General features: G+C 63.1%; 14 protein-coding genes and 1 tRNA gene. 9 read left to right on the top strand and 6 right to left on the bottom strand.

The genetic code is table 11. The annotated features are described in order from the left end of the window. Position 1 precedes the first annotated feature (1 nt). Both BMZ23_RS02550 and BMZ23_RS02555 read left to right on the top strand, forming a co-directional pair. The gene (locus BMZ23_RS02550) at positions 2-1,300 is read left to right on the top strand and encodes an SAM-dependent methyltransferase (protein ID WP_093472312.1); all 1,299 of its coding nucleotides are present in this window, start codon (positions 2-4) and stop codon (positions 1,298-1,300) included. A gap of 1 nt (position 1,301) precedes the next feature. Further along, positions 1,302-1,823 (top strand): DUF2878 domain-containing protein, encoded by a 522-nt coding sequence (locus tag BMZ23_RS02555; protein ID WP_093472315.1) that lies wholly within the window; start codon positions 1,302-1,304, stop codon positions 1,821-1,823. Positions 1,824-1,984: 161 nt separating this feature from the next. On the opposite strand, the gene BMZ23_RS02560 is transcribed toward BMZ23_RS02555, so the two are convergent. Genes BMZ23_RS02560 through hemA form a run of 6 tightly spaced genes read right to left on the bottom strand, consistent with a single transcriptional unit; the run spans position 1,985 to position 7,281 of the window. After that, positions 1,985-2,512 carry an acyloxyacyl hydrolase gene (locus tag BMZ23_RS02560; protein ID WP_093472317.1) on the bottom strand — a complete coding sequence of 176 codons (528 nt, stop codon included), beginning with the start codon at positions 2,510-2,512 and terminating at the stop codon, positions 1,985-1,987. Between the two features lie 43 nt (positions 2,513-2,555). Further along, positions 2,556-3,350 carry a glutamate racemase gene (murI, locus tag BMZ23_RS02565; protein ID WP_093472321.1) on the bottom strand — a complete coding sequence of 265 codons (795 nt, stop codon included), beginning with the start codon at positions 3,348-3,350 and terminating at the stop codon, positions 2,556-2,558. Next, complete coding sequence (locus BMZ23_RS02570; protein ID WP_093472324.1) at positions 3,347-4,102, bottom strand: molybdopterin-synthase adenylyltransferase MoeB; 756 nt, start codon at positions 4,100-4,102, stop codon at positions 3,347-3,349. The genes murI and BMZ23_RS02570 overlap by 4 nt, the downstream gene beginning before the upstream one ends. Beyond that, a complete protein-coding gene (gene prmC / locus BMZ23_RS02575; RefSeq protein WP_093472327.1) occupies positions 4,095-4,928 on the bottom strand; it encodes a peptide chain release factor N(5)-glutamine methyltransferase in 834 nt (277 codons plus the stop codon). Before prmC ends, BMZ23_RS02570 begins: the two co-directional genes overlap by 8 nt. Continuing rightward, positions 4,925-6,010, bottom strand: coding sequence for a peptide chain release factor 1 (gene prfA / locus BMZ23_RS02580; protein ID WP_093472329.1), 1,086 nt, complete (start codon positions 6,008-6,010; stop codon positions 4,925-4,927). The genes prmC and prfA overlap by 4 nt, the downstream gene beginning before the upstream one ends. Continuing rightward, the gene (gene hemA, locus BMZ23_RS02585; RefSeq protein WP_093472331.1) at positions 6,007-7,281 is read right to left on the bottom strand and encodes a glutamyl-tRNA reductase; all 1,275 of its coding nucleotides are present in this window, start codon (positions 7,279-7,281) and stop codon (positions 6,007-6,009) included. The genes prfA and hemA overlap by 4 nt, the downstream gene beginning before the upstream one ends. 170 nt (positions 7,282-7,451) lie before the next feature. Between hemA and BMZ23_RS02590 the strand changes: the two genes are divergently transcribed. The 7 genes from BMZ23_RS02590 (at position 7,452) to pth (ending at position 13,149) form a co-directional block, all read left to right on the top strand. Continuing rightward, positions 7,452-9,185 (top strand): tetratricopeptide repeat protein, encoded by a 1,734-nt coding sequence (locus tag BMZ23_RS02590; protein ID WP_093472333.1) that lies wholly within the window; start codon positions 7,452-7,454, stop codon positions 9,183-9,185. Then, a complete protein-coding gene (lolB, locus tag BMZ23_RS02595; RefSeq protein WP_093472336.1) occupies positions 9,186-9,797 on the top strand; it encodes a lipoprotein insertase outer membrane protein LolB in 612 nt (203 codons plus the stop codon). 4 nt (positions 9,798-9,801) lie between these two features. Continuing rightward, positions 9,802-10,650 (top strand): 4-(cytidine 5'-diphospho)-2-C-methyl-D-erythritol kinase, encoded by an 849-nt coding sequence (gene ispE, locus BMZ23_RS02600; protein WP_093472338.1) that lies wholly within the window; start codon positions 9,802-9,804, stop codon positions 10,648-10,650. Between the two features lie 32 nt (positions 10,651-10,682). Then, a tRNA-Gln gene (locus BMZ23_RS02605) sits at positions 10,683-10,757 on the top strand. Positions 10,758-10,877: 120 nt separating this feature from the next. Then, a complete protein-coding gene (locus BMZ23_RS02610; RefSeq protein ID WP_093472340.1) occupies positions 10,878-11,819 on the top strand; it encodes a ribose-phosphate pyrophosphokinase in 942 nt (313 codons plus the stop codon). Positions 11,820-11,916: 97 nt separating this feature from the next. Further along, positions 11,917-12,531 (top strand): 50S ribosomal protein L25/general stress protein Ctc, encoded by a 615-nt coding sequence (locus tag BMZ23_RS02615; protein WP_093472343.1) that lies wholly within the window; start codon positions 11,917-11,919, stop codon positions 12,529-12,531. Between the two features lie 42 nt (positions 12,532-12,573). Further along, positions 12,574-13,149: an aminoacyl-tRNA hydrolase gene (gene pth, locus BMZ23_RS02620; RefSeq protein ID WP_093473105.1), complete on the top strand. Its 576-nt coding sequence runs from the start codon at positions 12,574-12,576 to the stop codon at positions 13,147-13,149. Positions 13,150-13,161 lie beyond the last annotated feature (12 nt).

A 13,161-nucleotide genomic window follows, 5' to 3' on the forward strand; every position in this document is an offset into this window, starting at 1 on the left:
GATGAAAGAGTCCCACAGCGAATCAACTGCCTGTCTGACCTCAGCCGAGAGCCAAAGCGGCGAGAATGCCGGCTGGTACGCCGCCCTGTGCCGGCGGCTGGTGCTGCGTCAGCTGCAGGCGCTGCAAATGGGCACCCTGACCCTGCACGAAAACGGCGAAACCCTGCTGTTCGGCCAGCCGGACACAGATGGCCTGCATGCCGAACTGCGGGTGCACGACGCCGCCGTCTGGCCACTGGTTGCCACCCAAGGCAGCGTCGGTTCCGGCGAGGCGTATTTTCTCGGCTACTGGAGCAGCCCGGACCCGACCGCGGTGACCCGGCTGTTCGTGCGCAACCTGGATGTGCTGGACCAGATGGAAGGCGGCCTGGCACGCCTCGGCCGGCTGCCGCTGCAGTGGCTGCACCGCCTCAACCGCAATACCCTGCAAGGCTCGAAGCGCAATATTCGCGCCCACTATGACCTGGGCAACGATCTGTTCGAGAACTTCCTCGACCCGACCATGATGTACTCGGCCGCCCTGTTCCAGAGCGCCGACGACAGCCTGGAGCAGGCCCAGCTGAACAAGCTGGAACGCATTTGCCAGCGCCTGGAACTGACGCCAGAGGATCATCTGCTGGAAATCGGCACCGGCTGGGGCAGCATGGCCATTTATGCCGCCCAGCACTACGGCTGCCGGGTCACCACCACCACCCTCAGCCATGAGCAGTACCGGCTGGCCGACCAGCGCATTCGCGAGCTGGGCCTGCAGGACCGCATCACTCTGCTGCTCAAGGACTACCGTGAACTGGAAGGCCGCTATGACAAGCTGGTGTCCATCGAGATGGTCGAAGCGGTTGGTCATGAATACTTCCGCACCTATTTCGAGACCTGTTCACGCCTGCTGCGCCCGCACGGCCTGATGCTGCTGCAGGCGATCACCATGCGTGACCAGCGTTACCAGCAGGCGCGCAAGAGTGTCGACTTTATCCAGCGCTACATCTTCCCCGGTGGCTCGCTGCCCTCGGTCAGCCTGATTGGCGAGCTGACCCGCCGGCATACCGACCTGGCGGTGCTGCAGGTCGACGATATCGGCCTGCACTACGCCCGCACGCTGCGCCTGTGGCACGAGAACCTGAAGACCGCGCGCAGCCACCTGCAGCAACTCGGCTATGATGAGACCTTTTTCCGGCTCTGGGAGTTTTACCTGTGCTATTGCGAGGGTGGTTTCATCGAGCGATCAATCAGTACCGTGCAGATGCTGCTGAGCAAGCCGCAGGCACGTCCGCAACTGGGTCTGCCGCCGCAAACCGGAGGCTGACATGCCGCGCCTGCTGGTAAATGCCGTGCTGTTCCAGCTTGGCTGGCTGGCCTGTGTACTGGGTGGCAACGGCCTGTGGCTGCTGGTGCCGGTGGCTGCCTTGCTGGTGCATTTTTTCTGGACCAGCAGCTGGGCCGAGGATGGCAAGCTGGTGGTCAGTGTGTTCCTCGCCGGCTCGGCGCTGGACTCCTTTCTGCTACAGATGGGCGTGTTCAGCTTTCCCGGCGACTCGCCGCTGATCCCGCTGTGGCTGGCGCTGCTGTGGGCGCTGCTGGGCACCACGCTGAATCACTGCCTGCACTGGAGCGGCCGGCGCTGGTGGCTGGCGGCACTGGTCGGCGGCATCGGTGGCCCACTGGCCTACTTCGGCGGCGCCAAGCTGGCCGATGTTGGCCTGCCGCTGGGCATGTGGCCCAGCCTGTTGCTGCTCGGACTGATCTGGCTGGCGGTACTGCCGATCCTTCACGGTTTTGCCCGACTGTATCGCGAACAATACCGCCTTCAGGTGGCCGGCAAGCGTTGAGCAATGCTCTCTGGATTCCCGCTTTCGCGGGAATGACGGAGTACACTGCCGACCCACTGGTGATCGTCATTCCCCCGCGAAGGCGGGAATGACGGAGTACACTGCCGACCCACTGGTGATCGTCATTCCCGCGAAGGCGGGAATCCAAAAGACCTTTAATCTCAGAAATACCGGGTGTACTGCAGCGTGGTGGTTTCAATACCATTGTTCGGCTGTTTCAGTCCGGCGTTCGAATAGTGATACCAACGCAAGCCCAGTTCATGCTGCCCGGCAAAGCGCACACCCAGGCCGACCCTGTCCTCGAACTGGAATCTGGAGCCCAGGTCGGTGCGTCTGTCCAGGTTGGTACGATTAAACAGGGCCACACCGATAGCCCCTTCCAGATAGGGCGTCCACCCCCCCTGATCAGCAAACTCCAGCCGGAACACCGGTGACAGGCCAAGGTTGGTAGCGCTCTTGCCAGCCCAGTGCACTATTCCTGCGTCCCAAAAGCCTTTGAGTTTCACTGCGCCGGCATCCGACTGCCACAGGGTCTTGCCGAAGTCCCATTGCACGGCCAAACGAAAACTGTTGCTCGACTCACCGGTGCGCCCGGCTTCCAACGTCAAACCATCCGCTGCTTGGGCCGGAGAGGCACAAACCAGTGCGCCACTCAGCAACAATCCGGAAAACAGGGTGTGCTTCAACATGCGTGATTCCTTGTGTCACGTTTGATCTATCCCACTGCCGGTTTTATACCGGCAACGGCAGTACCTCGACGGCTTCACCCCAGAGTATCGGCAAGCGAGTATGCATCGCCTGCGGATCACCGCTGCTCCAGAAGCGGACCGGCGCCGGACGGTTGTCGAGCGGTGCCAGCAACTGCTGTTCCGCCAGCCGCGCCTGTAACTGGCGAGCCACTGCGGTGCCGGTATCAATCAGCACCACCTCGGCCGGCACCAGCCGCTGCAGCAGCGGTTTGATAAAGGGATAATGGGTGCAGCCGAGAATCAGTGTATCGCAGCCTGCAGATAACAGCGGCTCGACCAGCCGGCGCAGTAGCGCCTCGGTGGCAGGCGACGCCAGCTCACCGCGCTCGATGCACTCAACCAGCCCGGGACAAGGCTGGGTCAGCACTCGGGTGGTGCCGGCGAAACGATCCAGCAAGGCGGCGAATTTGGCGCTTTGTAGGGTACCTGTGGTGGCCAGCACGCCAACCACGCCGCTGCGAGTGGCGGCGGTGGCCGGCTTGACTGCCGGCTCCATACCGATCACCGGCAGATCGTATCGGCTGCGCAGTTCGTTGACCGCCGCCGCAGTAGCGGTATTGCAGGCCACTACCAGCGCCTTGGCGCCCTGCCCCAGCAGAAAGTCGGCAATCGCCAGGCTGCGGCCGCGAATAAAGTCGGTGGAGCGTTCGCCATAGGGCACATGCCCGCTGTCAGCGACATACAGCAGACTCTCGGCCGGCAACAGGCGGCGGATCTCGCAGAGTACCGAGAGCCCGCCCAGCCCGGAATCAAACACCCCGACCGGCGCCGTGCTCACGCCGCCGGCCTCGCGCCGCAGCAGCCACAGGCCGGGTCGCGGCGTACCTTCATCTCGCGAAAGCGCGTGCCCAGTGCATCCACCAGCAGCAGCCGGCCCACCAGCGGCTCACCAAAACCGGCCAGCAACTTGAGCGCCTCAAGCGCCTGCAAACTGCCGACCAGCCCGACCAGCGGGCCAACCACGCCGGCCTCGCTGCAGCTCAGTGCGGTTTCCTCGCCGGCCCCGTACAGGCATTGATAGCAGGGACTGTCGGCCCGGCGCAGGTCGAATACGCTGAGCTGGCCTTCCAGACGGATTGCCGCGCCACTGACCAGCGGCTTGCCGGCAGCAACACAGGCGGCATTCACCGCCTGGCGGGTGGCAAAGCTGTCGCTGCAGTCCAGCACCAGATCCACCTGCGGCAGCACCCGCGCCAGCGCTTCGGCATCCAGCCGCTGTTCCAGGCAGTGCAGCTTCACCTCCGGGTTGATCGCCTGCAGACGGTCAGCCGCGGAAGCTACCTTGGCCCGGCCAATGTCGGCCTGGTGGTGAATGATCTGCCGCTGCAGGTTGCTCAGGTCCACCTGATCATCGTCCGCCAGCCACAGCTCACCAACCCCGGCCGCTGCCAGATAAAGTCCCACCGGCGCCCCCAGCCCGCCCAGCCCGACAATCAGCACGCGGCTGTCGAGCAGGCGCTGCTGGCCCTCGATATCGATCTGCGCCAGCAATATCTGCCGGCTGTAGCGCAACAGCTGCTGATCATCCACGCCAGCACCCTCCCGTTACCCGTTGATGGCCACCCAGGTCCTGCCATGACTGTACCTCGCTAAAGCCTTGGTCGCGCAGCAACTGCTGCACCGCCGACGCCTGCTGCCAGCCATGTTCCAGCAGCAGCCAGCCGCTCGGCAGCAGATGCGCAGGGGCCTGCGCAACTATCTGGCGAATATCATCCAGCCCGTCGGCACCACTGACCAGCGCACTGTGCGGCTCAAAGCGCAGGTCCCCCTGCTGCAAGTGCGGGTCATCCTCGGCAATATAGGGCGGATTGGACAGGATCAGTTGAAAGCGCTGCTGGCCCAGTTCGGCAAACCAGTCGGATTGCCGGAACTGCACATTGTCCAGTTGCAGGCGCTGGCGATTGCGCTCGGCCAGCGCCACGGCCGCAGCGATACGGTCACAGCCGGTGACCTGCCAGTGCGGACGTTCGGCGGCCACGGCCAGCGCAACGGCACCGCTGCCGGTGCCCAGATCCAGTACCTGCACGGGTTCGGCCGGCCCCAGTTGCAGCGCCAGCTCGACCAGCCGCTCGGTGTCCGGGCGCGGAATCAGGGTACTTGGTTCAACCTGCAGATCCAGACTCCAGAAACCGCGCTGGCCGAGCAGGTAGGCCACCGGCTCGCCCTGCCGGCGACGTTCCAGCAGTTCCCGGTAGCGTTGGCACTGGGCCGCTGAGGGCTGGTGTTCCGGCCAGCTGCGCAGGTAACTGCGCGGCTTACCCAGCACCTCGACCAGCAGCAGTTCGGCATCCAGCGCAGGACTCGGCGAGTCGACCAGCCCGGCCGCCTCAGCCAGCAGCTCGGCGATCGAGCTCATGCCTGGTCCAGTGCCGCCAGCTGATCGGCCTGATATTCGCGCAGCAGCGGCTCGATCACGCCGTCCAGATTGCCCTGAATTACCTCATCGAGGCTGTACAGGGTCAGGTTGATGCGGTGATCGGTGACCCGACCCTGCGGAAAGTTGTAGGTACGGATGCGTTCGGAACGGTCACCGGAACCGACCAGTTGCCGACGGGTATCGGAGATTTCCTGTTCCTGCGCAGCCCGTTGCTGGTTGGCCAGCCGCGATTGCAACAGGCTCATGGCACGCGCACGGTTCTTGTGCTGCGAGCGCTCTTCCTGGCACTCCACCACCAGGCCGCTGGGAATGTGGGTAAGGCGGATCGCCGAATCGGTCTTATTGACGTGCTGGCCACCGGCCCCCGAGGCGCGGTAGGTATCGACGCGCAAGTCGGCCGGATTGATCTCGATGGCGGCCTGCTCGTCCATTTCCGGCAGGATCGCCACGGTGCAGGCCGAGGTATGGATACGGCCCTGCGATTCGGTGGCCGGCACCCGCTGTACGCGGTGCGCGCCGGATTCGAATTTCAGCTTGGCGTACACCGACTGCCCCTCGACCCGGGCAATCACCTCCTTGTAACCGCCATGCTCACCCTCGTTTTCCGAGAGAATCTCGACCCGCCAGCCCTGACGCTCGGCATAGCGCGAATACATGCGGAACAGGTCGCCGGCAAACAATGCTGCCTCGTCGCCACCGGTACCGGCGCGCACTTCGAGGAACACGCTGCGCTCGTCGTTGGGGTCCTTCGGCAACAGCAGCCGGTTCAGTTCCACCTCCAGCTCGGCGAGGCGCTGGCTGCCGCTGGCAACGTCCTCTTCGGCCATCTCGCGCAGATCCGGGTCGCTGTCCTTGAGCAGGCTGCGCGCCTCGTCCAGATCACCCTGCACCTTGCACCACTGCCGGTAGCTGTCGATGGTCGGTTCAAGTTCGGCATATTCGCGGGAATAGGCGCGAAAGCGCGTCTGTTCGCTGATCACCTCGGCATCGCTGAGCAACGCCGAGAGCTCCTCGAAACGCTCACGCAAGGTATCCAGTCGCTGCAACAGGGAGGGTTTCATGATTGACCTTGTGAACTGTCCTGCTCCGGAGCCAGCAGCTCGCGGGCCAGTACCAGGGCCTCGTTGCGGCCCTCGGCACTCATCTGCTTGAGCCGCACGCTGGGACCGTGCAGCAGTTTGTTGGTCAGGCCGCGGGCCAGTTCGGCCAGCACCTGCTCCGGCTCGGCACCCCGCTGCAGGCGCGCCATCGCCTTGGCCAGCTCCTGGTCACGCAACTGCTCGGCATCACTGCGATACTGGCGCAGCAGATCCACCGAGCCCAGCGCGCGCAACTTCTGCATGAACTCGACAACGCCATGATCGATCATCCGTTCGGCGGCATCGGCGGCGCCCCGGCGCGAGCGCAGGTTCTCCTCGATCACCTCGTGCAGGTCATCCACGGTATACAGATAGACGTCCGACAGCTCGGCGACTTCCGCCTCTATGTCACGCGGCACGGCAATATCGACCATGAACATCGGCTTGTGCCGGCGCTGTTTCAGCGCTCGCTCCACCGCGCCCTTGCCAAGGATCGGCAGCGGACTGGCGGTAGAGCTGATGACTATGTCGCACTGACCCAGTACATCAGGAATCTGGTTCAGCAGCACCGCCTGACCACCAACGGTCTCGCTCAGCTGCGCGGCCCGTTCCAGCGTGCGATTGGCCACAATCATGTGCTTGACGCCCTGCTCACGCAGGTGCTGGGCAACCAGGGTGATGGTCTCGCCGGCACCGATCAGCAGCGCGGTACTGCGCTTGAGGTCGGCGAAGATCTGCCGGGCCAGACTGACGGCGGCAAAGGCCACCGATACCGGATTTTCGCCAATACCGGTATCCGTGCGCACCTGTTTGACCGTGGCAAAGGCATTCTGGAACAGCCGGTCAAGTTGCGAACCCAGGGCGCCAGCATTACGCGCCGACTGCCAGGCATCCTTCATCTGGCCAAAAATCTGCGGCTCACCGAGCACCATCGAATCCAGGCCGGCAGCCACCCGCATCAGATGCCGTACCGCTGCAGCATCCTGATACATATAGGCACAGCGACGCACCTCATCGGCGGGCAAGTTATGGAAAGCAGCCACCCAATCGATCAGTTCATCGGCATCCGGCTGCTCGCTGCAGCAATAAATCTCGGTGCGGTTGCAGGTCGACAGAATGGCCGCCTCGCGGTTGCCGGTTTCACTGCGCAAGCGAGACAGCGCGCCGTCCAGCAGGTCGGGGCCGAAAGCCACCCGCTCACGCACATCCACCGATGCCGTCCTGTGATTGATGCCGAATGCGAGAAAGCCCATTGTGCCTCGTTTGTGCCCTGCTCAGCGGAACCCGGAAGGCGGGTTCGCTCTCGTATGACGTGCAATTGTCCTATGCTGGAACGCATCCCGCAATTCCCAGCATGTCGCAGATGGGTTTGCCCTTTGACTTGTGTCATGATTAAGCCATTGCAGCAACCGCACGGATACCCATGAAGGCCGCACTCTCGCTACTCGCCCTGTCCATTGCCAGCCTGCTGTTGAGCGGGTGTGCCGGCTCACTGCAACCTGACTCGCAGGCCGTCAGCCAGCCCCCGGCAACACCAATCGCCAGCGAACCGGACACCCAGCCACCCGTCGTCTACGGTCAGTTCAGCAAGGACACCCTGTTCTCGCTGCTCAGCGCCGAGATTGCCGGCCAGCGCAATCACTTCGATCTGGCCCTGCGCAACTATCTGGTTGAGGCACGCAAGACCCGTGACCCCGGCGTGATCGAACGCGCCCTGCGGGTCGCCGAGTACCTCGACGCCCAGTCGCAGGCACTGGAAATGGCTGTGCTCTGGCAGCAGCGCCAGCCGGACAACCCCGAGGCCTTGCGAGCGGCGGCCCTGCATCTGGCACGTGCCGGCGAATTGCAGCAGTCAATGGCCATGATGCAGCGGGTACTGGAGGCACGCGGTGAAACCAATTTCGACTTTCTCGCCCTGGCCGCCACCGACGCCGATGCCACAACCCGTGCGACCCTGCTGACCGCTACCGAAAAGTTGCTGGGCAACAACCCGGAGAACCCCCAACTGGTTTTCGCCAAGGCGCTGCTGATGCAGCAGCAGGAGCGCAGCGAAGAGGCACTGGCCTGGCTGCAAGAGCAACCTCAGCAGGCACTCAGCACCCCGTCATTACTGTTACAGACCCGCCTGCTCGGCAGCCTGGGACGCAGCAATGAAGCAATCCCCGCCTTGCAACGGGGCGTTGTCCAGCACCCTGACGACCAGCGCCTGCGCCTGTTGCTGGCACGCCTTCTGGTGAGCAGTGGCCAGCACAGCGAAGCGGCCGAACAGTTTGCCATTCTGGCAGCAGCCAACCCGGATGACAGCGATCTGCAACTGTCGCTGGGGCTGGTAATGCTGGAAGCCGGAGAGCCAGCACGTGCCGCCGAACACTTGGGCCAGGTACTCGACAGTCAGCCTGACAACGATACCGCCGCCTACCACCTTGGCCTGGCGCAACAACAGCTTGGCCTTGACGAAGAGGCACTGATGACCTGGCTGGGTATTGCCAGCGGCCCCGAGTACCTTGGCAGCCGCCTGCAGATCAGCCAGATGCTCAGTGCCGCCGGCCAGCCGGAACGGCTTGACGAGATTTTCGAACTGGAACGCCATGCCAACCCCGGCCTGCATGTCGAGCTGTTCCTGCTGCAACTTGAAGCCCTGCAGCAACAGCATCCGGAACAGGCCATGGCGGTCGCCAATCGCGCCCTGCAACAACTGCCGGGTGACAGTCGCCTGCTATACAGCCGCGCCATGCTTCACGAGCAACAGGACAACCTGTCGGGTCTCGAAGCCGACCTGCGCCGGATACTTGCCGATGACCCGCAGAATGCCATGGCCATGAACGCCCTCGGTTACACGCTGGCAGACCGCAACCTGCGCCTGGAAGAGGCGCTGGAACTGATCGAGCAGGCGCTGGCACTGGCCCCGGAAGATCCGGCCATCATCGACAGTCTGGGCTGGGTACATTTCCGCCTGGGCAACCTTGAACTGGCCGAGGAACTGCTGCGCCGCGCCTATGCCGCCTTCCCTGACCAGGAAGTTGCTGCCCATCTGGGAGAAGTCCTGTGGATGCTTGGCAAGCGACGCGAAGCGCGCGAGGTCTGGGATGCCGCATTGCGTAACGATCCGGACAGCCCGCAGGTCAGGGAAACGCGCCAACGATTGGAGCAACGCTGAGTGACCCGCGCACTTCGACTCCCGGCCCTGCTGCTCTTGCTGCTGGCACTTTCCGCCTGCAGCAGCTTCCATCAACGCGAAACCCTGGAATTCGGGGGTGATCCACGTGCCTGGCAGGCCCACCGGGCCAGTGTCGAACCACTGACTGACTGGATCCTGCAGGGCAAGCTGGGCGTTCGCGCCCCCCGTGAGTCCGGCAGCGGCACAGTGCTCTGGCTGCAGGATCAGGGCAATTACGATATCCGCCTGTCCGGCCCTCTGGGGCGCGGTGCAACGCGCATCCTTGGCGACCGCCACGGTATCCTGCTGGACATCGCCGGCCAGCCAATTCAACAGGCCGACTCCCCGGAAGAATTGCTGGAACAGCAGATCGGCTGGCGTCTGCCAGTCAACAACCTGCTGTGGTGGGTACGCGGCCTGCCGGCACCGGACAGCCCGAGCCGGCTGCAACTGGATACCGACAGCCGTCTGGCCCGACTCAGCCAGTCCGGCTGGACAGTCGAATACAGCCGCTACCAGCAGATTGACGGACGCATGCTGCCGCAGCGCCTGCAACTGTCCGGCCACGATGTACTGCTGACACTGGTGATCACCCAGTGGGAGACGCGTTAAGGGCATGCACACACTGACCCTGCCGGCGCCGGCCAAGCTCAATCTGTTCCTGCACGTCACCGGACGCCGCGCTGACGGCTACCACCAACTGCAGACGCTGTTCCAGTTCCTCGATATCAGTGACACCCTGCACTTCCAGCGGCGTGACGACGGGCAGATACGCCTGACCCCGGAGCTGCCCGGCGTGCCGGTCGAAAGCAATCTGGTTGTACGCGCCGCGCACCTGCTGCAACAGGCCAGCGGCACTTCCCTTGGTGCCGACATCCGACTGGAAAAGCGCCTGCCAATGGGCGGCGGCATCGGCGGCGGCAGCTCGGATGCCGCCACCACCCTGCTGGGACTCAACCATCTGTGGAAAACCGGTTTAAGCCTGGAACAACTGGCCGTACTGGGTTTGCAGCTGGGTGCTGACGTGCCGGTATTCGTGCAGGGTCGTGCCGCCTGGGCCGAAGGTGTCGGCGAGCAACTGACTCCGGTTGAGATCGACGAACCCTGGTATCTGCTGGTGGTACCCGACTGCCATGTGAGTACCGCTGAAATTTTTTCGGATGAGAGGTTGACGCGCGACACCTCACCCATTACATTGCAGGCCTTCCGTGAGCACGGCGGTCGGAATGATTGCCTTCCGGTGGTCACAACGCGTTACCATGAAGTTCGTAACACGTTGATCTTGCTAAACAATTATTGTGAAGCTAAGATGACCGGCACTGGCAGTTGCTTGTTTGGGGCCTTCCCAAACGAATGCGAAGCTGATAAAGTTCGCGCCCGGTTGCCAGCCACACTGCAAACCTTTGTTGCAAAGGGATGTAACGTTTCACCGTTACATATCCAGCTCGACAAAGCGGCGTATTAAAGGATGCAACCGTGCATCCGGACAGTTGTTACAGGGGCGTAGCCAAGCGGTAAGGCAGCGGGTTTTGATCCCGCCATGCGTTGGTTCGAATCCAGCCGCCCCTGCCATTTTCTCTCCGGCAGCAAATCAAGACATCGCGAGACCGAGTGATTCGGCGGATGGCTCTTGCCGTTGCCTTTTCCTCGTTCTGCATCGCATCGGCCACTACCCACAAAAGGTACTGCAGCGTGTCCAAGATGATGGTCTTCACGGGGAACGCCAACCCCGATCTGGCACGACGCGTCGTGCGTCAACTGCACATTCCGCTCGGCGACGCCTCCGTTGGCCGCTTCAGCGACGGCGAAGTCGCTGTCGAACTGAACGAGAATGTGCGCGGCAAGGATGTCTTCATCATCCAGCCAACCTGCGCACCGACCAACGACAACCTGATGGAACTGGTGGTGATGGCTGACGCCCTGCGCCGCTCCTCGGCCCATCGCATCACCGCCGTAGTCCCCTATTTCGGCTACGCCCGCCAGGACCGCCGCCCGCGCTCTGCCCGTGTGCCGATCAGCGCCAAGGTAGTGGCTGACATGCTTGACGTGGTGGGCGTTGACCGCCTGCTGACCGTTGACCTGCATGCCGACCAGATCCAGGGTTTTTTCGATATCCCGGTCGACAACATCTACGGCTCGCCGGTACTGGTTGACGACATCATCAGCCGCCGTCTGGACAATCTGATGATCGTCTCCCCGGACATCGGCGGCGTGGTTCGCGCCCGTGCGGTAGCCAAGCAGCTGGGCGTGGACCTGGCGATCATCGACAAGCGCCGGCCCAAGCCGAACATGTCGGAAGTCATGCACATCATCGGTGAGATTGAAGGCCGCAACTGTATTCTGGTGGACGACATGGTCGACACCGCCGGCACCCTCTGCCATGCCGCCAAGGCACTGAAAGAGCACGGCGCGGCCACGGTTTCTGCCTATTGCACCCACCCGATCCTGTCGGGCAAGGCAATGGACAACCTGAACAACTCATCCCTTGATGAGCTGGTAGTGACCAACACCATTCCGCTGTCAGCCGCCGCCGAACAGTGCGCCAAGGTTCGTCAGCTGGACATGGCGCCGATCATTGCCGAGGCCATGCGCCGTATCAGCAACGAAGAATCCATCAGCGCCATGTTCCGCTAAGGAACAGGCGCCGGTAATACAGCCCGGAAACGGGTTTCATCAATACCTGCCGACGCACTGGTCGCAAGAGCCCGGCAGGTCATCCAAGGAGACTACAATGGTCGACTTTACTCTGAATGCGAAAGCCCGTAACGACCTGGGGAAAGGTGCGAGCCGCCGCCTGCGTCGTAACGCGGACCTGGTACCTGCCATCGTCTACGGTGGCGACAAGGCCCCGCAGAGCGTTGCTCTGGAAGCCCGTGAACTGAAGAAGGCGCTGGAAAACGAAGCTTTCTACGCCCACGTGATCAGCCTCAACGTTGACGGCGAGAAGCAGGACGTTCTGCTCAAGGCCCTGCAGCGTCACCCGGCCAAGTCGTACGTGATGCACGCTGACTTCCTGCGCGTGGTTGCCGGTCACAAGGTCACCGTTCAGGTGCCCCTGCACTTCATCAATGAAGACGTGTGCGTCGGCGTGAAGAAGGGTGGTGGCAGCATCTCCCACACCCTGTCCGAAGTTGAAGTCAGCTGCCTGCCGAAGGACCTGCCGGAGTTCATCGAGGTCGACATGGCCAAGGTGGAGCTGGGCCAGATCCTGCACCTGAGCGACCTGAAACTGCCGCTGGGTGTGAAGCTGGTATCCCTGGCTCTGGGCGACGACCACAACTTGCCGGTTGCCAACGTTCACGCTCCGCGTGGCGCCAGCACCAGCGAAGGTGAAGCGGCCGAGTAATCGAACCGCCGAACCACGAGGGCGCCCGTTGTGACGCAGGGAATCAGATTGCTGGTGGGACTGGGGAATCCCGGTCCCGAATACGAGCTGACCCGCCACAACGCCGGCGCCCTTTTTGTTGAGCGCCTGGCGGCACGCCACAATGTGCCGCTGCGTGCCGACAGCAAGCTCTTCGGCCTCTCCGGCCGCCTGACCCTCAAGGGCCAGGACATTCGCCTGTTGATCCCCACCACCTTCATGAACCGCAGTGGCCAGGCAGTAGCCGCACTGGCCGGTTTCTACCGCATCGAACCCGAGCAGATCCTGGTCGCACATGACGAACTGGACCTTCCGCCGGGCGTGGTCAAATGCAAGAAAGGTGGCGGTCACGGTGGACACAACGGCTTGCGCGACATTATCGCGCAACTCGGCAACAACAACGGATTTCATCGCCTGCGACTGGGTATTGGCCACCCCGGCCACAGTTCACAGGTCACCGGCTTTGTACTGGGCCGCGCCCCACGTGCCGAGCAGGAGGCACTGGATGCCTGCATCGACGCCGCGATTGACGAGCTGCCCGGCATGCTCGATGGCGACTGGACCCGCGTGATGCAGCGCCTGCACAGCTTCAAACCCTGATTCATTTTTAGC

The sequence above is a fragment of the Halopseudomonas yangmingensis genome, from assembly GCF_900114825.1.
In the GTDB taxonomy this organism is placed as follows: Bacteria; Pseudomonadota; Gammaproteobacteria; order Pseudomonadales; family Pseudomonadaceae; genus Halopseudomonas; species Halopseudomonas yangmingensis.

Excerpts from the sequence above, each read along its gene's own strand:
- BMZ23_RS02550 (WP_093472312.1), top strand. The coding sequence starts at position 2 with ATGAAAGAGTCCCACAGCGAATCAACTGCCTGTCTGACCTCAGCCGAG.
- BMZ23_RS02555 (WP_093472315.1), top strand. The coding sequence starts at position 1,302 with ATGCCGCGCCTGCTGGTAAATGCCGTGCTGTTCCAGCTTGGCTGGCTG.
- BMZ23_RS02560 (WP_093472317.1), bottom strand. The coding sequence starts at position 2,512 with ATGTTGAAGCACACCCTGTTTTCCGGATTGTTGCTGAGTGGCGCACTG.
- prmC (WP_093472327.1), bottom strand. The coding sequence starts at position 4,928 with ATGAGCTCGATCGCCGAGCTGCTGGCTGAGGCGGCCGGGCTGGTCGAC.
- prfA (WP_093472329.1), bottom strand. The coding sequence starts at position 6,010 with ATGAAACCCTCCCTGTTGCAGCGACTGGATACCTTGCGTGAGCGTTTC.
- hemA (WP_093472331.1), bottom strand. The coding sequence starts at position 7,281 with ATGGGCTTTCTCGCATTCGGCATCAATCACAGGACGGCATCGGTGGAT.
- BMZ23_RS02590 (WP_093472333.1), top strand. The coding sequence starts at position 7,452 with ATGAAGGCCGCACTCTCGCTACTCGCCCTGTCCATTGCCAGCCTGCTG.
- ispE (WP_093472338.1), top strand. The coding sequence starts at position 9,802 with ATGCACACACTGACCCTGCCGGCGCCGGCCAAGCTCAATCTGTTCCTG.
- BMZ23_RS02615 (WP_093472343.1), top strand. The coding sequence starts at position 11,917 with ATGGTCGACTTTACTCTGAATGCGAAAGCCCGTAACGACCTGGGGAAA.